Annotated in this window: 18 protein-coding genes; 8 read left to right on the top strand and 10 right to left on the bottom strand. The window is 54.5% G+C overall.

What is annotated here, in order from left to right; translation table 11 throughout:
- Window positions 1–8 precede the first annotated feature (8 nt).
- Genes hcaE through hcaD form a run of 5 tightly spaced genes read left to right on the top strand, consistent with a single transcriptional unit; the run spans window position 9 to window position 4,226 of the window.
- Window positions 9–1,370, top strand: coding sequence for a 3-phenylpropionate/cinnamic acid dioxygenase subunit alpha (gene hcaE / locus JQN59_RS06525; protein ID WP_118262734.1), 1,362 nt, complete (start codon window positions 9–11; stop codon window positions 1,368–1,370).
- Window positions 1,367–1,885, top strand: a complete 519-nt coding sequence (gene hcaF / locus JQN59_RS06520) for a 3-phenylpropionate/cinnamic acid dioxygenase subunit beta (protein ID WP_032944241.1) — start codon at window positions 1,367–1,369, stop codon at window positions 1,883–1,885. Before hcaE ends, hcaF begins: the two co-directional genes overlap by 4 nt.
- Entirely contained in the window at window positions 1,885–2,205 is a 321-nt protein-coding gene (gene hcaC / locus JQN59_RS06515) for a 3-phenylpropionate/cinnamic acid dioxygenase ferredoxin subunit (protein WP_003037633.1), read from the top strand. The genes hcaF and hcaC overlap by 1 nt, the downstream gene beginning before the upstream one ends.
- Window positions 2,202–3,014, top strand: a complete 813-nt coding sequence (gene hcaB / locus JQN59_RS06510) for a 3-phenylpropionate-dihydrodiol/cinnamic acid-dihydrodiol dehydrogenase (protein WP_149608312.1) — start codon at window positions 2,202–2,204, stop codon at window positions 3,012–3,014. Before hcaC ends, hcaB begins: the two co-directional genes overlap by 4 nt.
- 9 nt (window positions 3,015–3,023) lie before the next feature.
- Window positions 3,024–4,226 (top strand): phenylpropionate dioxygenase ferredoxin reductase subunit, encoded by a 1,203-nt coding sequence (gene hcaD / locus JQN59_RS06505; protein WP_048215768.1) that lies wholly within the window; start codon window positions 3,024–3,026, stop codon window positions 4,224–4,226.
- Between the two features lie 92 nt (window positions 4,227–4,318).
- On the opposite strand, the gene glyA is transcribed toward hcaD, so the two are convergent.
- Window positions 4,319–5,572, bottom strand: a complete 1,254-nt coding sequence (gene glyA / locus JQN59_RS06500) for a serine hydroxymethyltransferase (RefSeq protein ID WP_003835277.1) — start codon at window positions 5,570–5,572, stop codon at window positions 4,319–4,321.
- A 326-nt stretch (window positions 5,573–5,898) separates the two neighbouring features.
- Between glyA and hmpA the strand changes: the two genes are divergently transcribed.
- The gene (hmpA, locus tag JQN59_RS06495) at window positions 5,899–7,089 is read left to right on the top strand and encodes an NO-inducible flavohemoprotein (RefSeq protein WP_003037624.1); all 1,191 of its coding nucleotides are present in this window, start codon (window positions 5,899–5,901) and stop codon (window positions 7,087–7,089) included.
- A gap of 101 nt (window positions 7,090–7,190) precedes the next feature.
- On the opposite strand, the gene glnB is transcribed toward hmpA, so the two are convergent.
- The 5 genes from glnB to purL all read right to left on the bottom strand — a co-directional run bounded on the left by glnB (window position 7,191) and on the right by purL (window position 15,657).
- Window positions 7,191–7,529, bottom strand: coding sequence for a nitrogen regulatory protein P-II (glnB, locus tag JQN59_RS06490; RefSeq protein WP_002914032.1), 339 nt, complete (start codon window positions 7,527–7,529; stop codon window positions 7,191–7,193).
- 60 nt (window positions 7,530–7,589) lie between these two features.
- A complete protein-coding gene (gene glrR / locus JQN59_RS06485) occupies window positions 7,590–8,924 on the bottom strand; it encodes a two-component system response regulator GlrR (RefSeq protein ID WP_326929025.1) in 1,335 nt (444 codons plus the stop codon).
- A complete protein-coding gene (gene qseG / locus JQN59_RS06480) occupies window positions 8,924–9,667 on the bottom strand; it encodes a two-component system QseEF-associated lipoprotein QseG (protein WP_032944248.1) in 744 nt (247 codons plus the stop codon). The genes glrR and qseG overlap by 1 nt, the downstream gene beginning before the upstream one ends.
- A 22-nt stretch (window positions 9,668–9,689) precedes the next feature.
- Complete coding sequence (qseE, locus tag JQN59_RS06475) at window positions 9,690–11,120, bottom strand: two component system sensor histidine kinase QseE/GlrK (protein WP_103286014.1); 1,431 nt, start codon at window positions 11,118–11,120, stop codon at window positions 9,690–9,692.
- 649 nt (window positions 11,121–11,769) lie between these two features.
- Window positions 11,770–15,657 carry a phosphoribosylformylglycinamidine synthase gene (gene purL / locus JQN59_RS06470; protein WP_149608314.1) on the bottom strand — a complete coding sequence of 1,296 codons (3,888 nt, stop codon included), beginning with the start codon at window positions 15,655–15,657 and terminating at the stop codon, window positions 11,770–11,772.
- Between the two features lie 257 nt (window positions 15,658–15,914).
- Between purL and mltF the strand changes: the two genes are divergently transcribed.
- The gene (gene mltF / locus JQN59_RS06465) at window positions 15,915–17,465 is read left to right on the top strand and encodes a membrane-bound lytic murein transglycosylase MltF (protein ID WP_008785489.1); all 1,551 of its coding nucleotides are present in this window, start codon (window positions 15,915–15,917) and stop codon (window positions 17,463–17,465) included.
- A 40-nt stretch (window positions 17,466–17,505) separates the two neighbouring features.
- On the opposite strand, the gene tadA is transcribed toward mltF, so the two are convergent.
- The 4 genes from tadA to murQ form a co-directional block, all read right to left on the bottom strand.
- The gene (gene tadA, locus JQN59_RS06460) at window positions 17,506–17,970 is read right to left on the bottom strand and encodes a tRNA adenosine(34) deaminase TadA (protein ID WP_229235875.1); all 465 of its coding nucleotides are present in this window, start codon (window positions 17,968–17,970) and stop codon (window positions 17,506–17,508) included.
- 100 nt (window positions 17,971–18,070) lie between these two features.
- The gene (gene yfhb, locus JQN59_RS06455) at window positions 18,071–18,706 is read right to left on the bottom strand and encodes a phosphatidylglycerophosphatase C (RefSeq protein ID WP_032944252.1); all 636 of its coding nucleotides are present in this window, start codon (window positions 18,704–18,706) and stop codon (window positions 18,071–18,073) included.
- Window positions 18,707–18,709: 3 nt separating this feature from the next.
- A complete protein-coding gene (locus tag JQN59_RS06450; RefSeq protein ID WP_008785492.1) occupies window positions 18,710–20,074 on the bottom strand; it encodes a PTS transporter subunit EIIC in 1,365 nt (454 codons plus the stop codon).
- A gap of 9 nt (window positions 20,075–20,083) precedes the next feature.
- Window positions 20,084–20,977, bottom strand: coding sequence for an N-acetylmuramic acid 6-phosphate etherase (gene murQ, locus JQN59_RS06445; protein WP_149608315.1), 894 nt, complete (start codon window positions 20,975–20,977; stop codon window positions 20,084–20,086).
- 117 nt (window positions 20,978–21,094) lie between these two features.
- On the opposite strand from murQ, the gene JQN59_RS06440 reads away from it, so the two are divergent.
- Window positions 21,095–21,943: a MurR/RpiR family transcriptional regulator gene (locus JQN59_RS06440; protein ID WP_048215763.1), complete on the top strand. Its 849-nt coding sequence runs from the start codon at window positions 21,095–21,097 to the stop codon at window positions 21,941–21,943.
- Window positions 21,944–22,083: the final 140 nt, after the last annotated feature.

The raw sequence follows: 22,083 nt of genomic DNA, 5'->3' as shown, positions 1-22,083 counted from the left end.
TAAAAAATATGACCACACCCTCAAATTTAGACATCTACCAACTGATCGACACGCAAAACGGTCGCGTAACCCCACGAATTTATACCGACCCTGAAATTTACCAACTGGAGCTGGAGCGCATCTTCGGACGCTGCTGGTTATTTCTCGCCCACGAAAGCCAAATCCCCAAACCCGGTGATTTTTTTAACACCTACATGGGCGAGGATGCAGTTGTGGTGGTTCGCCAGAAAGACGGCAGCATCAAAGCGTTTCTCAACCAGTGTCGCCACCGCGCAATGCGCGTCAGCTACGCCGACTGCGGCAATACCCGAGCCTTCACCTGCCCGTATCACGGCTGGTCGTACGGCATTAACGGCGAGCTGATCGACGTCCCGCTGGAACCGCGCGCCTACCCGCAAGGGCTGTGCAAATCGCACTGGGGGCTGAACGAAGTTCCTGGCGTAGAGAGCTACAAGGGACTGATTTTCGGCAACTGGGATACCTCCGCGCCTACGCTGCGCGATTATCTCGGCGATATCGCCTGGTATCTCGACGGTGTGCTGGATCGTCGTGAAGGCGGCACCGAAATCGTCGGTGGCGTACAAAAGTGGACCATCGATTGTAACTGGAAATTCCCCGCCGAACAGTTTGCCAGCGACCAGTATCACGCGCTGTTCAGCCATGCCTCAGCCGTACAGGTGCTGGGGGCAAAAGACGACGGCAGCGACAAGCGCCTGGGCGACGGACAAACCGCCCGCCCGGTGTGGGAAACCGCCAAAGACGCACTACAGTTCGGTCAGGATGGGCACGGTAGCGGATTTTTCTTTACCGAAAATCCTGATGCCAACGTCTGGGTCGACGGCGAAGTCTCCAGCTATTACCGCGACACCTACGCGGAAGCCGAGCAGCGTCTGGGTAAAGTTCGCGCCCTGCGTCTGGCCGGTCACAACAACATTTTCCCAACGCTTTCCTGGCTCAACGGTACTGCCACCTTAAGGGTCTGGCATCCGCGCGGGCCGGATCAAGTTGAAGTATGGGCATTCTGTATTACCGATAAAGCCGCCTCTGATGAAGTGAAAGCCGCGTTTGAAAACAGCGCCACGCGCGCCTTTGGCCCCGCCGGATTCCTGGAGCAGGACGACTCGGAAAACTGGTGTGAAATTCAAAAACTGTTGAAGGGTCATCGCGCACGCAACACCAAGTTGTGTCTGGAAATGGGGCTTGGCCAGGAGAAACGTCGTGAAGACGGCATTCCGGGGATCACCAACTACATCTTTTCGGAAACCGCCGCGCGCGGCATGTATCAGCGCTGGGCCGATTTACTCAGCAGCGAAAGCTGGCAGGAAGTGCAGGAAAAAACCGCCGCTTACCAGCAGGAGGTGATGAAATGAGCACCTTAGTTTCTCAGGAACTACACCATCGCATTACACAGTTTCTCTACCATGAAGCCAGCCTGCTGGATGACTGGAAGTTTCGTGACTGGCTGGCACAACTGGATGAAGACATTCGCTACACCATGCGTACGACGGTCAATGCCCAGACGCGCGATCGTCGCAAAGGCGTGCAGCCGCCGACCACCTGGATTTTCAACGACAACAAAGACCAGCTCGAACGTCGTATCGCGCGGCTGGAAACCGGCATGGCCTGGGCGGAAGAGCCACCGTCGCGTACCCGGCATCTGATCAGCAACTGCCAGGTCAGTGAAACTGGAGTTCCCGACGTCTTTGCCGTTCGCCTTAATTATCTGCTGTATCGCGCGCAAAAAGAGCGCGATGAAACCTTTTACGTCGGCATGCGCATAGACAAAGTGCGCCGTTTGCCGGGCGATGAGTGGCGCTTACTGGAGCGTGAGATCGTGCTGGATCAAGCGGTGATCACCTCCCATAACCTGAGTGTACTGTTCTGATGAGTCGTGTTTATGCTTGCCCCGTAGGGGATTTGCCGGAGGGTGAAGCGCTCCGGCTTGATACCTCGCCCGTCATCGCGCTGTTCAACGTTGGCGGCGAGTTCTATGCCATTAACGATCGCTGTAGCCACGGTAACGCCTCGATGTCGGAAGGCTATCTGGAAGACGACGCTACGGTGGAATGCCCGCTGCATGCCGCCAGTTTTTGCCTGAAAACCGGCAAGGCGTTGTGTCTACCCGCCACCGATCCGCTAACCACCTACGCGGTATATGTGGACGGTAGCGATGTGTTTGTTGATATTCCAGAGGACGCAAGATGAGCGATTTACGCGATAACGTGGTCTTTATCACCGGCGGCGGCTCCGGTCTTGGCCTGGCGCTGGTCGAGCGTTTCATCGAAGAAGGTGCGCGGGTCGCCACGCTGGAGCTGTCGCCAGCTAAAGTTGCCAGCCTGCGTCAGCGCTTTGGCGAACATGTGCTGGCAATCGAAGGCAACGTCACCTGCTACGCCGACTATCAGCGCGCGGTAGATCAAATCCTGACGCATTACGGTACGCTGGACTGTTTTATCGGAAATGCGGGGATATGGGATCACAATGCCTCGTTGGTCAATACGTCTGCGGATGCGCTGGAGAGCGGCTTTCATGAGCTGTTTAACGTCAACGTGCTGGGCTATCTGCTGGGCGCGAAAGCCTGTGCCCCTGCACTTATCGCCAGCGAAGGCAGCATCATCTTTACCCTGTCCAATGCGTCATGGTATCCCGGCGGCGGCGGCCCGCTGTATACCGCCAGCAAACATGCGGCTACCGGGCTGATTCGCCAGCTGGCCTACGAGCTGGCACCAAAGGTACGTGTTAACGGTGTCGGTCCGTGCGGTATGGCGACAGATCTACGCGGCCCGCAGGCGCTGGGACAAAACGATACATCGATTATGCAGTCGCTGACGCCGGAAAAAATCGCCGCTATTTTGCCGCTACAGTTTTTCCCTGAGCCTGCGGATTTTACCGGCCCGTATGTAATGCTGGCGTCAAAACGCAACAACCGCACATTAAGTGGCGTGATGATCAATGCCGACGCCGGTCTGGGTATTCGCGGTATTCGTCACGTCGCCGCCGGACTGGATCTCTGAGGAGACGTTATGAACCCAAAAACTATCGCTATCGTCGGCGGCGGTCAGGCGGCGGCTATGGCTGCCGCTGCACTGCGCCAACAAGGTTTTGACGGCGAATTACACCTGTTTTCCGATGAGCATCATCTGCCCTATGAACGCCCACCGCTCTCCAAAGCAATGCTACTGGACGACAATCCGCAACTTCAGCCGATACTCCCCGCTGACTGGTGGCGGGAACACAACGTACAGCTGCATCTGGGGGTTACTGTGCAGACGCTCGGCCGCCAAACCCATCAGTTGGTGCTGGCTAATGGGCAGAGTTATCCATGGGATCGGCTACTGATTGCAACGGGCGCTGCGGCACGCCCCTTTCCGCAACTGGATAAGCTGGGCGATCGTTGCTTCACCCTGCGCCACGCGGGCGATGCCGAGCGCCTGCGCGACAATTTATTGCCGGGCAAGTCGATTGTCATTGTCGGTGCGGGCACCATTGGTCTGGAACTGGCGGCCAGCGCGACTCAACGCGGCTGTCAGGTGACAGTGGTGGAGCTGGCACCAACGGTCATGGGCCGCAACGCGCCTGCTCCGGTGCGCGACTACCTGCTAGCCCGCCACCAACTTGCGGGCGTGCGGGTACTGCTTAACAGCGCTATTGAGCATGCCGAAGCGGGAGAGTGTCTCTCGCTCATGCTGCAAAACGGCGAAACTCTCACCGCCGATGCGGTGATCTATGGTATCGGTATCGTGGCGAACGATATGCTGGCCCGCGAAGCGGGACTGGAGACAGTGAACGGCATTATCGTTGATGCCGCCTGCACCACCTCCGATCCCGCGATTTTCGCCGCCGGTGACGTAGCGATAACGCGCCAGGCTGACGGTTCGTTAGTACGCGTGGAAAGCTGGGAAAACGCCAATTTTCAGGCACAGGTTGCCGCCGCCGCGATGCTCAATCAACCGCAGCCAGCAGCAACGCCGGGCTGGTTCTGGACCGATCAGTACCGTGATAATCTACAGTTTATCGGCGAAATGCAGGGTGAGAACTGGCTCCTACGCGGCGATCCTGATGCGCAGAAAGCAATATGGTTCAACCTACAGGATGGCGTGATTGTCGGCGCAGTAACGTTGAATCAGGGCCGAGAAATACGTTTATTGAGAAAATGGATTCAGGCAAAGAAAAAGCCGCCAGTGGCGACTTTAATCGATGAAACAATCTTGCTTAAGTCAATATAACTGCCGGATGGCACTTCGTTTATCTGGCCTACATGTGAGTTACCTGTAGGCCGGATAAGGTGTTTACACCACCATCTGGCAATCCGTATTACTTACGCGTAAACCGGGAAACGTGCACAGATATCCAGCACTTTACCTTTGACGCGCTCGATAACAGCTTCGTCATTGATGTTGTCCAGAACGTCACACATCCAGCCAGCCAGCTCTTTCACTTCAGCTTCTTTAAAGCCACGGCGAGTCACAGCCGGAGAACCGATACGGATACCGGAAGTCACAAACGGGCTCTTCGGATCGTTCGGTACGCTGTTTTTGTTAACGGTGATGTTAGCACGGCCCAGCGCGGCATCAGCTTCTTTACCGGTCAGGTTTTTATCAACCAGATCCAGCAGGAACAGGTGGTTTTCAGTACCGCCAGAAACCACTTTGTAGCCACGGTTCAGGAACACTTCCACCATCGCTTTGGCGTTTTTGGCAACCTGCTGTTGATAAACCTTGAACTCAGGCTCCATCGCTTCTTTCAGCGCCACAGCTTTCGCCGCGATCACGTGCATCAGCGGGCCGCCCTGCGCACTTGGGAACACAGCAGAGTTCAGTTTTTTGTACAGCTCTTCGTCACCGCCTTTCGCCAGGATCAGGCCACCGCGTGGACCCGCCAGGGTTTTGTGGGTGGTGGTGGTCACAACGTGTGCGTGTGGAACCGGGTTCGGATAAACGCCTGCGGCAATCAGACCCGCAACGTGCGCCATATCGACGAACAGATATGCACCGATGCTGTCGGCGATTTCGCGCATTTTTGCCCAGTCAACAACGCCGGAGTAAGCAGAGAAGCCACCGATGATCATCTTCGGTTTGTGCTCTTTGGCCTGCTTCGCCATGTCTTCGTAGTCAATTTTACCGGACTCATCAATACCGTAAGGGATGATGTTGTACAGTTTGCCGGAGAAGTTAACCGGGGAGCCGTGAGTCAGGTGGCCGCCTTGTGCCAGGTTCATACCCAGAACGGTATCGCCCGGTTGCAGCAGAGCGGTGTAAACAGCAAAGTTAGCCTGAGAGCCGGAGTGCGGTTGTACGTTAGCGTAGTCAGCGCCAAACAGCTCTTTTGCGCGATCGATAGCCAGTTGCTCAACGATATCAACGTACTCGCAACCGCCGTAGTAGCGCTTGCCCGGATAACCTTCAGCATATTTGTTGGTCAGCTGAGAACCCTGCGCCTGCATAACACGCGGGCTGGTGTAGTTTTCGGAGGCGATCAGTTCGATGTGCTCTTCCTGACGTACTTTTTCCTGCTCCATAGCCTGCCACAGTTCGGCATCATAATCGGCAATGTTCATTTCACGCTTTAACATCCGCATCTCCTGACTCAGCTAACAATAAAATTTTCGGCCTTAAAAGGCGGTCCGTAGGACAACGGCGAACAGTATAACCGAATCATTCTTCGATAACAGGTCTTGACAAAGGATTTTACGCAAACGATTACCTTCATGGTACGCAAGGCTTTGGAGAACAAAGGTCTGCTGAATTTCAACGGATTTCTTTTCAGGTTTGTGATGCAGATTTTTCACGATGTAACCTTTACAACGCAAAGTTACAAAGAACCATTTACAATGCAGGGGTATTTTTTATAAGATGCATTTGACATACATCATTAAAGTCTCAGATAAAGGAAGACCGTATGCTTGACGCACAAACCATCGCTACAGTGAAAGCCACCATTCCCCTGCTGGTTGAAACAGGCCCGAAGCTGACCGCCCATTTCTACGACCGCATGTTTACGCATAACCCAGAGCTGAAAGAAATCTTCAACATGAGTAATCAGCGTAATGGCGATCAGCGTGAAGCGCTGTTTAATGCTATTGCCGCGTATGCCAGCAATATCGAAAACCTGGCGGCACTGTTGCCGGCTGTTGAGAAAATCGCACAGAAGCATACCAGCTTCCAGATTAAACCCGAGCAGTACAACATCGTGGGTGGCCATTTACTGGCAACGCTGGACGAAATGTTCAGCCCAGGCCAGGAAGTTCTGGATGCGTGGGGCAAAGCATACGGCGTGCTGGCGAACGTTTTCATCAACCGTGAAGCGCAAATCTACAGCGAAAATGCCAATAAAAATGGCGGCTGGGAAGGTACCCGTCCTTTCCGCATCGTGGCAAAAACCCCACGCAGTGCACTTATCACCAGCTTTGAATTTGAACCTGTCGATGGTGGCGCAGTGGCTGAATATCATCCGGGGCAATATCTGGGCGTCTGGTTAAAGCCGGAAGGTTTCCCGCATCAGGAAATTCGTCAGTACTCACTGACCCGTAAACCCGATGGCAAAGGCTACCGTATTGCGGTTAAGCGTGAAGACGGTGGTCAGGTTTCAACCTGGCTGCACAACCATGCGAATGTTGGCGACGTTGTTCACCTGGCCGCACCTGCGGGCGATTTCTTTATGGACGTCGCGACCGACACCCCGGTATCTCTAATCTCCGCGGGCGTGGGACAAACCCCAATGCTGGCGATGCTGGATACGCTGGCAAAAGCGAAGCATACGGCGCAGGTTAACTGGTTCCACGCGGCAGAAAATGGTGACGTGCATGCCTTCGCTGATGAAGTCAACGAACTCGGCAAAACGCTGCCACGCTTTAGCGCACACACCTGGTATCGTGAGCCAACCGAAGCCGATCGTGCGAAAGGTGCGTTTGATAGCGTAGGTCTGATGGATTTGAACAAACTGGAAAGCGCAATCAGCGATCCGGCTATGCAGTTTTATCTGTGCGGTCCGGTTGGTTTCATGCAGTTCGCCGCGAAGCAGCTGGTCGGTCTGGGCGTGAAAAACGAGAACATTCATTACGAATGCTTCGGTCCGCACAAAGTCTTGTAATGTGTTACGCGAGTAGGCCGGATAAGGCGTTTACGCCGCCATCCGGCAATCACTCTGCCTGATGCGCTACGCTTATCAGGCCTACAAATTAACGGCGCGGCTTAGATTGCCGCGTCGTCTTCTTCACCGGTACGAATACGAATAACGCGTGCCACGTCGAATACAAAAATCTTACCGTCGCCAATTTTGCCGGTCTGGGCAGTACGGATAATGGTGTCGACGCAGGTATCGACGATGTCGTCGGTAACCACAATTTCAATTTTTACCTTCGGCAGAAAATCCACCATATATTCCGCGCCACGGTACAACTCGGTATGGCCTTTCTGACGGCCAAAACCTTTCACTTCTGTCACAGTCATACCGGTAATGCCGACTTCTGCCAGCGCTTCGCGGACGTCGTCCAGCTTGAAGGGTTTAATAATCGCATCAATCTTTTTCATGCTATTCCTTGAAAAGGTCGCCTGTCTTTTGATCGAATAAAGCTAACATAATCCGCAGATTTATTCTTTGAAATCGTTTGCATCCAGCTCGTGCCGAGAAAGCAATTTATAGAATTCGGTGCGGTTGCGCCCCGCCATTCTTGCCGCGTGGGTCACATTGCCCTTGGTGATTTGCAGCAGCTTACGCAGATAGTTGAGCTCAAACTGGTTACGCGCCTCAACAAAGGTCGGCAGCGCGGTGTTTTCCCCTTCCAGCGCCTGCTCCACCAGCGCGTCGCTGATCACCGGCGAAGAGGTCAACGCCACGCACTGCTCAATTACGTTGACCAGCTGACGCACGTTGCCCGGCCAACTGGCGATCATTAACCGCTTCATGGCATCGGTTGAAAAGGCGCGTACGAACGGTTTGTGCCGTTCAGCAGACTGGCGCAGCAGATGGTTCGCCAGCAGCGGAATATCTTCCGTACGCTCGGCCAGCGCAGGGATCTTCAGGCTCACCACATTGAGGCGATAGTACAAATCCTCGCGAAATTCGCCCCGTGCCATCGCTTTGGGTAAATCGCGGTGGGTCGCAGAAACGATCCGCACATCAATGTCGATATCGCGGTTACTGCCCAACGGTCTGACTTTTCGTTCCTGCAATACGCGCAGCAGTTTCACCTGTAACGGCGCAGGCATATCGCCAATCTCATCGAGAAACAGCGTACCGCCTTCTACGGCCTGAAACAGCCCTTCACGATTGCTCACCGCACCGGTAAAAGCACCGCGCGCATGGCCAAACAGTTCTGATTCCAGCAGTTGTTCCGGCAACGCACCGCAGTTAATGGCAATGAAAGGTTTTTGGCTGCGTGGGCTGGCGTTGTGAATAGCCTGAGCGAAAACTTCTTTCCCGGTTCCGCTCTGACCGTTGATCAAGACGCTAACGTCCGATTGCGCCACCATTCGCGCCTGTTCCAGCAGGCGTAGCATCAGCGGGCTGCGGGTAACGATAGATTCGCGCCAGCTGTCATCGGTGGCGGGCGCAGACTGTTCCAGCGCCCCGTCAATCGCGTGATACAACGCGTCCTTGTCGACTGGCTTAGTGAGAAAACTGAACACCCCTTGCTGGGTCGCCGCAACGGCGTCCGGGATGGAGCCGTGAGCGGTCAGGATAATCACCGGCATCCCAGGCTGTACTTTCTGGATTTCAGTAAACAGCTGCATGCCATCCATTTCATCCATGCGCAGATCGCTAATAACCAGATCCACTTTTTCACGGTTCAGCACCCGTAACCCTTCCTGCCCACTTTCCGCGGTCACGACGCTGTAGCCTTCGCTGGTCAGTCGCATTCCAAGTAATTTCAACAGGCCCGGATCGTCATCCACCAGCAGCAGATGCGCGGGCTTACGGCTTATCATGGCGTAACCTCATCGGCAGACGGCGCTGCGCCTTCTTCGTTATCAGGTGTAGTGAGTTTATCGTTCCCGTGCAGCGCATCAGGATTGTAGTTACCGCCAGGTTTGCGCGTGGAAAGCTGGCGCTCAATATCGGTCAGATTCTCCAGCTTGCGGGTCGTGAGATCGAGCTGGGACTGCAAATGCTGTTGCTGTTGACGCAGCGTATCGAGATCGCTGTCGGACGCCTGCTGGAGTTTGCTGTAGCGCATACGCTCTTCGGCAAGCTGCAACTGCAACGTTTGGCTGCTGCGCCAGACCTGATACAGCGGGCGTACCTGCGGCGGAATTTGCGGGCTTAACGCATCGAGGCGCGTAACAGCCTCCCGCCTTTCAGGCGGCGTAATGTTGGCATTATCGAGCAGGATCCCACGCCTGAAAGCGCCCTGCCAGGTATCTGCCATCAGGGTGCTGGCTTCACTACGCGCCTGCACCGGCATCAGGCGATTGGCACAATCCATCGCCCGCAGCCAGTACAACGGATTGGTTTCTGTAGACTGGCCAGACAGCGACCAGATATCCGTACAGTCGGTTGCAAGGTAGTCCGCCAGTTGATTAGGCGGAATTTTCTCCTGCGAGGGATCGCCGATAATATGATTCACCGCGTTCGGGACACAACCAACCAGCGCCAAGCACGGCAGGCTTGCGAGGATGACGCGACGAAGAAAATGTCGTTTAAGCATTCGGACAACAACGTATGGCATACTCACCAGACTTAGGTTTATTTTAGTGATTTTTCGCAGCAGCTAGCGGCAGTTCTATGCGAAAACAAACGTTTTGCGCATGGTCATCAACCAGATACAGCTTGCCCCGCATACGGCGGATGCAATCTCTGGCAATGCTTAGCCCCAACCCGCTTCCTTTTACCGCCCCTTTTCGCTGATGACTCCCCTGGAAAAAAGGCTCGAAGATCATGGTCTGTTCTGCTTCTGGAATCGGTGTGCCGGTATTCATTACATCGATGTATACCGTTGAGCCATGCAAACTGCTGCGGATCCAAATGTTACCGGATTCAGCACCATAGTGCACCGCATTGGAATAAAGATTGTCCAGCACGCTCATCAACAGCATCGGTTCTGCCAGGCAAGTGTTCACCGCAAGCGCAACATCAGTATGTATCATTTTGGCGCGAGCGGGCAGGCTATGCGCAGAAACAACGCTTTCCACCAGCGGCGCGATTTCCACACTTTCAAGTTCCACCTCGTCATCCGCCAGCTTGCGGTTGTAATCGAGGAGTTGTTCAATCAGCTTTTGCAGGTTACGGCTGCTGTCATCCAGAATACCGACCACCTCTTTTTGCTCCGGTGTTAACGGGCCAACCACCTGATCGGCCAACAATTCGGTACCTTCGCGCATGCTCGCCAGCGGTGTTTTCAGCTCATGGGAAAGATGGCGTAAAAACTGATGCCGTTGCGACTCAAGCCAGGAGAGGCGTTCGCTTAACCAGATGATACGCTGCCCCACGGATCTCAATTCCCGCGGCCCGGTAAATAATACGCTATCCCCCAGCGAGCGCCCTTCTCCCAGACAGTTGATCATCCGTTCAATGCCCTTCACCGGACCGATAATCATGCGGGTAAACAGCAAGACCATCGCCAGGCTGACGAGAAACAGCACCAGTGCCTGCCAGCCAAAAAACTGCCCGCGTTCGGCTATTTCCTGCTGTAACTGCTGCCCACGAGAAAAGACCACGGTACGCGTCGCTTGCACCATCTCGGTATTGGCATTGGCGAACGCTTCCAGCCGTGCAGCCGACACACTGTCAGGACCACTGTTTTTACACTGCAACTGCGCGAGATCGTTAAGATCCTGACGCAACGCCTGGTAGAGCTTGGTATCCGGCAACACCCCCGCATGGGCATCCAGCATGTCGCTGTAGCGTTTACGCTGGCTTTGGTAGACCCTGGCCAATGTTGGGTCATCAAGCACGCAGTATTGCCGATAGCTGCGCTCCATCTCCAGCGCGACGTTGGTCATCGCCTCGCTGCGTCTGGCATCAATCAGCGTGGTGCGGTTTGTCAGCGCAGCCTGCGCGCTCAGGGCATTCAGACTTTGCCATGCCTGCCAGGCCAGAACTAACAACGGCAGCAGGATAAGCAAGAAGGCCAACGTCACCAATTGACGTAAAGATCGGGGAAAAACTGACCAGCGCTTCAAGGCGTTACTCTCAATGGACAGGAATAGATTGATGCTAACTGAGGGGAACGCCAGATACAACAAAGCCGGGATTAACCCGGCTTTGTTGTGGAATAAGGCGGTGCCTAACTCGACGTTTCGCCCGGAGGTTGATATGAGCAATGCTAATATCAGATGTTGGACGGCAGGCACCTTGTTGTGCGTCATTCGAAGTTTATGTAGCACGTCCCGAAGGGGCTGACATAAGAAGGTGAATGAGCCACTGGTTAATATTATGCAGCATCTGTGCCAATATTCAAAACACTTTATTAACACAATGATAAGTATGAAAAATATTATTATTTTCACAAATAACAATTCTGGCTGTTTTTTGTTCTCTCTGTCGCCAATCAGCAACACTTGCAGCATTTAAAAACAAATCCCTATTAAATCAAATAATTAAACGTCTCTTTTTGACGACACCACAACCCTGTCCATGTCGGCATTTCCCGACACTTTACTTTTAGGTGCAAGCGCTGAGTTTATTGCCGGATGGCGGCGTGAACGCCTTATCCGGCCTACAACCGCATTTTCCCTGTAGGCCTGATAAGCGTAGCGTCATCAGGCGGGTTTCATCCGGCAGACAAAAAAAAGCCCCTCGCGAAGAGGGGCTTGATGACTATTGAGCGAATTAACCGAGCTGTTTACGCGCGTTGCGGAAAATACGCATCCACGGGCTATCCTCGCCCCAGTTTTCCGGGTGCCAGGAGTTGCTCACGGTACGGAACACACGTTCCGGGTGCGGCATCATAATGGTGACGCGACCATTTTCAGTGGTCACTGCAGTAATACCGTTCGGCGAACCGTTCGGGTTAGCCGGATAGGTCTCGGTCACCTTACCGAAGTTATCAACGTAGCGCAGCGCCACCAGACCTTTGCTCTCAAGCTGAGCCAGATGCGCACCGTCACGCACTTCCACACGACCTTCACCGTGAGAAACGGCAATCGGCATCATCGAACCCACCATATCAGCAAGCAGTAAGGATGGGCTTTGCGTCACTTCGACCAGACTGAAGCGGGCTTCAAAGCGGTCGGAATGGTTACGCACAAAGCGCGGCCACAGGTCGCTTCCTGGGATCAGCTCACGCAGGTTAGACATCATCTGACAACCGTTACACACGCCGAGTGCCAGCGTCTGCGGGCGATGGAAAAAGGTTTCGAACTCATCACGGACGCGGTTGTTGAACAGAATCGACTTCGCCCAACCTTCACCAGCGCCGAGCACATCGCCATAAGAGAAGCCGCCGCAGGCCACCAGCGCCTGGAAGTTACCCAGGCCGATACGTCCGCCCAGCAGGTCGCTCATGTGCACATCGATGGCGTCGAAACCCGCACGGTGGAAGGCTGCTGCCATTTCAACGTGGGAGTTCACACCCTGCTCGCGCAGTACGGCCACTTTGGGACGCGCACCGGTGGCGATGTACGGAGCGGCAACATCTTCGTTGATATCAAACGACAGTTTAACGTTGAGACCAGGGTCCGCATCGTTGGTTTTAGCGTCGTGTTCTTGATCGGCGCATTCCGGATTGTCACGCAGACGCTGCATCTGCCAGGTGGTTTCCGCCCACCACATACGCAGGGTTGTACGGCTTTCGCTAAACACCGGCTGGCCGTTAGCGGTCAGGTTGAAGCGGTCACCTTCAACGGCTTTACCGAGGAAGTGTACGCAGTCTGCCAGGCCGTGGGCAGCCAGAATCGCTTCCACCGCCTCACGCTCAGCAGCACGAACCTGAATCACCGCACCCAGTTCTTCGTTAAACAGCGCCGCCAGACGATCTTCACCCAGAGAGCGGATATCAGCGTCAATACCGCAGTGACCGGCGAAGGCCATTTCCGCCAGCGTAACCAGCAGACCGCCGTCAGAACGGTCATGATAGGCCAGCAGCTTACACGCAGCGACCAGCGCCTGAATCGCATCGTAGAAGCCTTTCAGTTGCTCAACGTTACGCACGTCGGCAGGCTTATCGCCCAGTTGACGGTAAACCTGCGCCAGCGACGTAGCGCCCAGCGCATTGTGACCAATACCGAGGTCAATCAGCAGCAGGGCATTGTCTTCAGTAGACAGCTGCGGGGTAATGGTGTGGCGCACATCTTCCACGCGGGCAAAGGCGGTGATCACCAGCGACAGCGGCGAGGTCATTTCACGCTGCTCGTTACCTTCCTGCCAGCGGGTTTTCATCGACATAGAGTCTTTGCCCACTGGAATGGTCAGGCCGAGCGCCGGGCATAGCTCTTCCCCGACGGCTTTTACTGCTTCGTACAGGCCAGCATCTTCACCAGGGTGACCCGCAGCCGCCATCCAGTTTGCCGACAGCTTAATACGTTTGATGTCACCAATCTGCGTTGCCGCAATGTTTGTCAACGCTTCACCGACCGCCAGACGCGCAGAGGCAGAGAAGTCCAGTAGTGCAACCGGCGCGCGTTCGCCGATAGACATCGCTTCGCCGTAGTAGCTATCGAGGCTTGCGGTAGTGACCGCGCAGTTAGCGACCGGGATCTGCCATGGACCAACCATCTGGTCACGCGCAACCATGCCGGTAACGGTACGGTCACCGATGGTCACGAGGAACGTTTTCTCCGCGACAGTCGGCAGATGCAGCACGCGGTTAACCGCATCTGCAATCGAGATTTCACCACGATTCAGGGCATCGCCTTTGGCTTTCAGCGTCTGCACATCGCGGGTCATTTTCGGTGTTTTACCCAGCAGCACATCAAGCGGCATGTCGATCGGCTGGTTGTCGAAGTGGCTGTCGCTCAAGGTCAGATGCTGTTCTTCGGTAGCTTCACCAATCACCGCATACGGCGCGCGCTCGCGCTTACACAGTTCGTCAAACAGCGGCAATTGTTCGGCAGCAACCGCCAGCACGTAGCGTTCCTGGGATTCGTTACACCAGATTTCCAGCGGGCTCATACCCGGCTCGTCGCTGAGGATATCGCGCAGCTGGAACTTACCGCCGCGACCGCCATCGCTTACCAGCTCCGGCATAGCGTTAGACAGTCCACCCGCGCCAACGTCATGGATAAACAGAATCGGGTTCGCATCACCCATCTGCCAGCAACGGTCGATAACTTCCTGGCAACGACGTTCCATTTCCGGGTTGTCACGCTGTACGGAAGCGAAATCAAGATCGGCATCAGACTGGCCAGAAGCCATAGAGGAGGCTGCCCCGCCGCCAAGGCCAATGTTCATTGCCGGGCCGCCGAGGACGATAAGCTTAGCGCCAACGACGATCTCGCCCTTCTGCACGTGATCGGCACGGATGTTACCGATCCCGCCTGCCAGCATGATCGGTTTATGGTAACCGCGCAGCTCTTCGCCGTTATGGCTGTTGACCTTTTCTTCATAGGTACGGAAGTAGCCGGTCAGCGCCGGACGACCAAATTCGTTGTTAAACGCCGCGCCGCCCAGCGGGCCTTCGGTCATGATATCAAGCGCGGTAACAATACGGTCCGGCTTACCGAAGTCTTCTTCCCACGGCTGTTCAAAGCCAGGAATACGCAGGTTGGAAACGGAGAAACCCACCAGCCCGGCTTTCGGTTTTGCACCGCGACCTGTTGCGCCCTCGTCGCGGATTTCGCCGCCGGAGCCGGTTGCAGCACCTGGCCACGGAGAGATGGCCGTCGGGTGGTTGTGAGTTTCAACCTTCATCAGGATGTGGGCTGGTTCCTGATGGAAATCGTAGCGGCCAGTTTTGTGATCGGCAAAATAGCGGCCCACTTCAGAGCCTTCCATTACCGCAGCGTTGTCTTTATAGGCAGACAGCACGTGGTCCGGCGTGGTTTCGAAGGTATTCTTGATCATCTTGAACAGCGACTTAGGCTGCTGTTTACCATCGATAACCCAGTCGGCGTTAAAAATCTTGTGACGGCAGTGCTCAGAGTTGGCCTGCGCAAACATGTACAGTTCAATATCGTTCGGGTTACGTCCCAGTTTGGTGAACGCATCCTGCAGATAGTCAATTTCGTCTTCCGCAAGCGCCAGACCCAGACGCAGGTTAGCGTCGATCAGCGCCTGACGTCCCTCACCCAGTAGATCAACGCTGGAGACCGGCGCCGGTTGGTGATGGGCAAACAGTTTTTCGGCATCGTTCAGCGAAGAGAAAACAGTCTCCATCATGCGGTCGTGCAGTTCGTCGGCCACCATCTGCCATTGCTCAGCGGTCAGCGTAGAGGCTTCTACATACCAGGCAATGCCACGTTCCAGGCGGCTAATCTGGTGCAGACCGCAGTTGTGGGCAATATCAGTCGCTTTAGAAGACCACGGGGAGATGGTGCCTGGGCGAGGTGTAACCAGCAGCAGTTTGCCTTCCGGGGCGTGGCTTTGCAGAGCAGGACCATATTTCAGCAGGCGTGCAAGCTGCGCGTGCTCATCTTCATTTAACGGTGCATTCAGATCGGCAAAATGGACGTACTCGGCGTAAATGTTGTGGACCTGGAGGTTGGCAGCCTGAAAACGTGCCAGCAGTTTGTTAATACGGAATGCAGACAGTGCAGGTGAACCACGCAGAATTTCCATCATAAGTCTCTCGTCTTCTAAGCTTTCGGTGTGCCCAAGTGGGGGAAACGGGCGTCATTATAAAGAATCTACCGCGCCGACGAAACCGTTTGCGTCGAAATAAAATCACGACCGTCACTTATCATCAAATGCGGTCAGATTTCTGAATAAGTTGCCAACTGACGCAAGTTTAAGCAAAATGCCGTTCATTAATGACGACTTCACTTCTTAATCAACACCACAGCAGACAGAGACAACGTACGGTTCAGAGAATTAACTAATTGAAAAAATTAAAGATTAATTATCTGTTCATCGGCATATTGACGCTGTTGTTGGCAGCGGCCCTTTGGCCATCTATTCCCTGGTTCGGTAAAGCCGAAAATCGTATCGCCGCCATTCAGTCGCGGGGAGAGCTGCGCGTCAGTACCATCGACTCACCGTTAACTTACGCGACCCTCAACGGCAAAAAATTCGGCCTGGATTATGAACTGGCCCAGGAATTTGCCGACTACTTAGGCGTGAAGTTAAAAGTTACCGTACGCCAGAACATCAGCCAGCTTTTTGACGACCTGGATAACGGCAATGCCGACCTGTTAGCCGCAGGTCTGGTCTATAACAGCGAGCGGGTGAAAAATTACCAGCCCGGCCCGACCTATTATTCGGTTTCACAACAGCTGGTGTACCGGGTTGGGCAATACCGCCCGCGCACGCTTGCCACCGTGAACGAAAACCAACTGACTATCGCCCCTGGGCATGTGGTGGTTAATGACCTCCAGCAGCTAAAAGAGAAAAAATTTCCCGATCTGAGCTGGAAAGTCGATGACAAAAAGGGCACCACCGAACTGCTTGATGATGTAATCGCCGGAAAGCTGGATTACACCATTGCCGATTCTGTTGCCATCAGCTTATATCAACGCGTGCATCCTGAGCTGGCCGTAGCGCTCGACGTCTCTGACGAACAACCGGTGACATGGTTTAGTCGGCTGGACGATGACAACACGCTGTCTGCCGCCCTACTGGATTTCTTCAACACCATGAATGAAGACGGTTCTCTGGCACGGCTGGAAGAGAAATATCTCGGGCATGGCGATGATTTTGACTATGTCGATACCCGCTCCTTTTTACGCGCCGTAGACAGCGTGTTGCCGGACCTCAAGCCGCTGTTTGAGAAATATGCGCAAGAAATAGACTGGCGACTGCTGGCCGCTATCTCGTATCAGGAATCACACTGGGACGCGCAGGCCACCTCTCCAACCGGCGTACGCGGACTGATGATGCTGACCAAAAATACTGCTCAAAGTCTCGGGCTGACCGACCGTACCGATGCTGAACAGAGTATCAGCGGCGGCGCGCGATACTTGCAGGATATGATGAGTAAAGTACCGGATACCGTCCCCGAAGGAGAACGCATCTGGTTTGCCCTTGCAGCCTATAACATGGGTTATGCACACATGCTGGATGCGCGGGCGCTGACGGTGAAAACCAAAGGCAATCCGAACAGTTGGTCCGACGTAAAACAGCGATTACCGCTGCTCAGCCAAAAACCGTATTATAACAAGTTGACCTATGGCTATGCGCGCGGCCACGAAGCTTACGCCTATGTGGAAAATATCCGTAAGTACCAAATTAGCCTGGTAGGATATCTGCAAGAGAAAGAAAAACAGGCGCTAGAAACGCAGCAACTGGCGCAGGATTACCCGACGGTGACGCCCGCAGAACTATTAGGTAAAGAGAAATTCCCGCTTTCGGCGTTTCTGTCTCAAACGTCGTCAAACTACCTGACGCACTCCCCTTCCCTGCTGTTTTCACCGCATAAAAAAGAGGAGAAGTAGTCTTGTACGCCTGATAAGCGCACTGCCATCAGGCTGAGAGTTACTGATTAGCGGATTTTTTCAGGGCCTTGATTTCCTGCCGGCGCATGCGGAAAAAATCACTGAGCAACGTGGCACATTCATCCCGCAGTACCCCCTCTGTCACTTCAACCCGATGATTCATTCCAGGGTGATGCAGTACATCCATTAATGACCCGGCAGCGCCCGTTTTCGCATCGCGCGCGCCAAAAACGACCCGACCGATACGGCTGTGCACCATCGCGCCAGCGCACATTACGCACGGCTCCAGAGTGACGTACAGCGTGGCATCTAACAGGCGGTAGTTTTGCAGCACCAGGCCGCCCTGACGAAGCGCCATAATCTCAGCGTGGGCTGTCGGATCATGATGTCCAATAGGGCGGTTCCAGCCTTCGCCAATTACTCGGTTGTTATGTACCAATACCGCACCCACCGGGACTTCACGCTCATCCCAGGCGCGCTTAGCCAGCGTTAAAGCATGACGCATCCAGTATTCGTGGCTAAATTCAACATCTGACAAAGGGGTAACTCCAGTAATCAAAGCGGGCGCATTATACACGTCATACTTCAAATTGCATGTGCGTTAGCTATTCGAGTTGCTGAAGCTCTCCGCGCGGCGTGACGCGCCAGCGATGCTGGCAAAAAGAGAGCAGAGGATTGTCCTGATTACTGTCACTATAGCCACTGTAAAGCTTTAGCGGCGCGCCAATGTGGCGTTCCAGTTGCGTCACTTTCTCATGGCCCAGACAGCGCAAAGTCAGTACCCAGCCGCCGTATCCCCGCGCCATTTTGCTGGCGATCAGATTGACTCGCGGTAGCCATGGAGTATCAAAGTAAACCTGCTCGACCAGTGACTGCGGAGAGCCGGTAATAAGCCAGATATCAGCGTCGGAGCTTAACAGGTAGGTTGTCAGCCGCTGCTGCACGAGCGGAAACGCCGTCACGTTACTGCGAAACCAGCGCACAAAGTCGGCCTGATGCGCTTTCAGACGCGCCTCGCTGCGGCCAAAAGTGCATCCCCATAACAGCAGGCTCATTGGCCAGCGGGCGGCACGTCCTTTTATCAGCAACGCCAGCGCAATCACCGGTAACAAAGGCAGCACAAGCAACGCGTTCAGCGGCTGGCGACGCAGCAGATAACGAATAAAACTACCGAACATATCCTGCTGGTGTAACGTGCCATCCAAATCAAAAAAGACAACGCGGCGCTGGTGATTGGTCAAACCTTATTCCTCTGGATCAGTGAATCCCAATAGCCAGGTAAACAGGAACCCGGCGATAACTGCTACCAGATAGCCTAACAGATAGAACATCACTTTTCCGGCAACAATCGTCAGTGCCAGCGGTAATCCGGAGATGCCAAAGGTGATGACCGTCGCCACCTTCCAGTAGCTAATCAGCGCCCCACCTACCGCGCCGCCAAGACAAGCACCGATAAACGGCTTACCCAACGGCAGCGTTACGCCAAAAATGAGCGGCTCGCCAATCCCCAGCAGTCCGACCGGTAGCGCCCCTTTGATCACTTTCTTTAGCCGCGCATTACGGGTTTTCATCAGAACCGCGATCGCAGCACCTATTTGCCCAACGCCCGCCATCGCCAGGATCGGAAAAAGCGCGTTATAACCGTGCGCCTGAACCAGCTCAACGTGGATGGGCACCAATCCCTGATGAAGTCCGGTGAGCACCAACGGCAGAAAGGTTCCTGCCAGCACGGCACCGACCAGAAAACCGCCGCGATCGATAGCCCAGGATGCACCGTGAGCGATAGATTCAGAAATCCATCCGCCAAGCGGTTGCAGCGCCACAATCGCGATTACGCCGGTAATGATGGTGGTCAGCAGCGGGTTAAGGATAAGCTCCAGTGATTCCGGCAACAGCGTGCGGAATTTACGTTCGATCCAGCACATCAGCGCAACCACCAGCAATACCGCAATCACCCCACCGCGCCCCGGCTGCAACGCTTCACCAAACAGGGTAATTTGCGCCAGTTGAGGGCTGGAAAGGATCCCCGCCATCACCCCGCCCATTGCCAGGGAGCCACCGAAAACTTTGGCGGTATTCACCCCGACCAGAATATTCATAATGGCAAACACGGCGCTGCCAAATATGCCCATCAGTCCCAGCATATTTGGATAGTGGGTCGCAAAATCCCCCACGATATCCGGGCGCTTAAGGATGTTAATAATGCCGGTAATCAAACCGGAGGCGATAAACGCCGGAATAAGAGGGATAAAGACGTTCGCCAGCTTGCGCAGCGCATCGCTCATCGGCGCTTTGTACTTCGCTTTGGCTTCTGACTTGGTGCGCTCAATATCATTGGCACCTGCTCGCTCGCCGCCATCGGCAATCAGAGAACGCATGGCATCCACCACTTTGGCAGCTTTACCGGGGCCGACAATAATCTGGTGCTGTGCGCCCTGCTTCACGTAGCCGCTAACGCCGGGCAGTTGCCTGAGGCGGGGAATATCGATCTGCCCGTCATCCTGAACTTCCACCCTGACACGGGTCATACAGTTTTCCAGACGCAGAATATTGTTCTCTCCGCCAACGCCCAGCAGGATGTCGCTGGCCAGCAACGCCGTCTTATCCATATACACCTCTTAGTGTTCTAACGCCGCGCGTAAAAAACCCTGGTGAGCGGCAAGCTTTTCGCGGGCGGCAGCGGCATCCAGGCCGGTGAGCGCCATTAAAATAGCTGGCTTAACATCATAATCCGTCTGCTTCAGCAGCATTTCAGCTTGAGCCCGCGCAATACCGGTGGCTTCAACCACCATACGGCACGCCCGATCGACCAGTTTGACGTTGGTTGCCTGCATATCAACCATCAGGTTCTGGTACACCTTGCCAAATTTCACCATCGCGCCGGTGGAGATCATATTGAGCACCAGCTTTTGCGCGGTGCCGGATTTCAGTCGTGTTGACCCGGTCAGCGCCTCAGGCCCCACTACCGGAGAAATGGCAATATCCGCTTCATGCGCGATAGGGGAATCTGGATTGCAAGAAATAGCCGCCGTTGTACAGCCCACCGAACGCGCATATTTCAACCCGCCAATTACATACGGCGTGCGACCAGAAGCAGCCAGCCCCACCACCAGATCCTGTGCGGTAAGATTAAGCTCACGCAGATCGTCTTCGCCTAGCTGCGGGTTATCTTCTGCGCCTTCTACTGCCTTCAGCAAAGCGCCCGGTCCCCCGGCAATCAGCCCAACCACCAGACCGTGCGGGACGCCGAAGGTCGGCGGGCATTCAGACGCGTCCAGCACCCCAAGACGCCCGCTGGTACCTGCTCCCATGTAAATAATGCGTCCACCGGCTTTTAGCGCGTCAGCTGCCGCATCGACCGCACGCGCAACTTCAGGAAGAGTTGCTTTTACTGCTTCAGCTACCAGCGTATCCTGTTGATTAAAACGATGAACCAACTCCAGAGTGGAGAGCGCATCCAGATCCATGGTCTGAGGATTACGGGTTTCTGAAACTAACGCACCGAGATTCATTTTTTGTTCCTTAGGAATTTTTAATTCATAATAATCTGTCATAATGGAATATTATATTCACTAAGGCGAGTGATATTTTGTTTTGTAATCGCCATCACATTTTCGCCAGGAGAAAGCATGAACTGTTTAATTCGCATTCGTCAGCGTTATCCGGATCTCGCGCAAAGCGATAAAAAACTTGCGGATTATCTTCTTGCTCAGCCGGATACTGCGCGTCATCTCAGTTCACAACAGCTGGCCTTTGAAGCGGGCGTCAGCCAGTCCAGCGTGGTAAAATTCGCGCAAAAGATGGGCTTTAAAGGATTCCCGGCACTCAAACTGGCGATTAGCGAAGCATTGGCCAGCAATCCTAATCCCCATTCCATTCCGGTACATAATCAGATTCGCGGTGACGACCCGATGCGAATGGTAGGCGAGAAACTGATTAAAGAGAACGTGGCGGCGATGCATGCAACGCTGGACGTCAACAGCGAAGAGAAACTGATGGAGAGCGTCACGATGCTGCGTTCAGCCCGCCGCATTATCGTGACCGGGATTGGCGCATCGGGTCTGGTAGCGCAAAACTTTGCCTGGAAGCTGTTGAAGATTGGTTTTAACGCGGTAGTCGAACGTGATATGCACGCCCTGCTGGCGACGGTGCAGGCGCTTTCACCAAGCGATTTGTTGCTGGCTATTTCGTACACCGGTGAGCGCCGCGAACTTAATCTGGCGGCAGATGAAACGCTGCGTACCGGCGCGAAAATCCTCGCCATCACCGGATTTACACCGAACGCCCTGCAGCAACGGGCAAGTCATTGTCTGTACACCATTGCCGAAGAGCAGGCCACGCGCAGCGCAGCGATTTCCTCCACCCACGCGCAAATGATGCTCACCGATTTACTGTTTATGGCGCTGGTGCAGCAGGATCTGGAGCATGCCCCGGAACGCATTCGTCACAGCGAAGCGCTGGTAAAAAAACTGGTCTGAGCAAAGAATGCGCGTATAATGCCCGCCCGATTTGTGATGTTTTGAGAGTTTCCTGATGGCCCTGTTAATCACTAAAAAGTGTATCAATTGCGATATGTGAAACAAACAGGAAAAAAAGCAATACATTCAATGCAATATCG

The sequence above is a fragment of the Citrobacter sp. B72 genome, from assembly GCF_016894305.1.
Lineage (GTDB): Bacteria > Pseudomonadota > Gammaproteobacteria > Enterobacterales > Enterobacteriaceae > Citrobacter > Citrobacter portucalensis.
Note: the sequence above shows the minus strand (reverse complement) of the source record. Positions and strands in the feature narration are given on the sequence as shown.

What these genes read in the sequence shown, in the direction of transcription:
- hcaC (WP_003037633.1), top strand. Translation starts at nt 1,885, where the DNA reads ATGAGTCGTGTTTATGCTTGCCCCGTAGGGGATTTGCCGGAGGGTGAA.
- hcaD (WP_048215768.1), top strand. Translation starts at nt 3,024, where the DNA reads ATGAACCCAAAAACTATCGCTATCGTCGGCGGCGGTCAGGCGGCGGCT.
- JQN59_RS06450 (WP_008785492.1), bottom strand. Translation starts at nt 20,074, where the DNA reads ATGGATAAGACGGCGTTGCTGGCCAGCGACATCCTGCTGGGCGTTGGC.
- tadA (WP_229235875.1), bottom strand. Translation starts at nt 17,970, where the DNA reads ATGCGTCATGCTTTAACGCTGGCTAAGCGCGCCTGGGATGAGCGTGAA.
- hcaB (WP_149608312.1), top strand. Translation starts at nt 2,202, where the DNA reads ATGAGCGATTTACGCGATAACGTGGTCTTTATCACCGGCGGCGGCTCC.
- glyA (WP_003835277.1), bottom strand. Translation starts at nt 5,572, where the DNA reads ATGTTAAAGCGTGAAATGAACATTGCCGATTATGATGCCGAACTGTGG.
- murQ (WP_149608315.1), bottom strand. Translation starts at nt 20,977, where the DNA reads ATGAATCTCGGTGCGTTAGTTTCAGAAACCCGTAATCCTCAGACCATG.
- hcaF (WP_032944241.1), top strand. Translation starts at nt 1,367, where the DNA reads ATGAGCACCTTAGTTTCTCAGGAACTACACCATCGCATTACACAGTTT.
- glnB (WP_002914032.1), bottom strand. Translation starts at nt 7,529, where the DNA reads ATGAAAAAGATTGATGCGATTATTAAACCCTTCAAGCTGGACGACGTC.
- hmpA (WP_003037624.1), top strand. Translation starts at nt 5,899, where the DNA reads ATGCTTGACGCACAAACCATCGCTACAGTGAAAGCCACCATTCCCCTG.
- purL (WP_149608314.1), bottom strand. Translation starts at nt 15,657, where the DNA reads ATGATGGAAATTCTGCGTGGTTCACCTGCACTGTCTGCATTCCGTATT.
- hcaE (WP_118262734.1), top strand. Translation starts at nt 9, where the DNA reads ATGACCACACCCTCAAATTTAGACATCTACCAACTGATCGACACGCAA.
- qseG (WP_032944248.1), bottom strand. Translation starts at nt 9,667, where the DNA reads ATGCCATACGTTGTTGTCCGAATGCTTAAACGACATTTTCTTCGTCGC.
- JQN59_RS06440 (WP_048215763.1), top strand. Translation starts at nt 21,095, where the DNA reads ATGAACTGTTTAATTCGCATTCGTCAGCGTTATCCGGATCTCGCGCAA.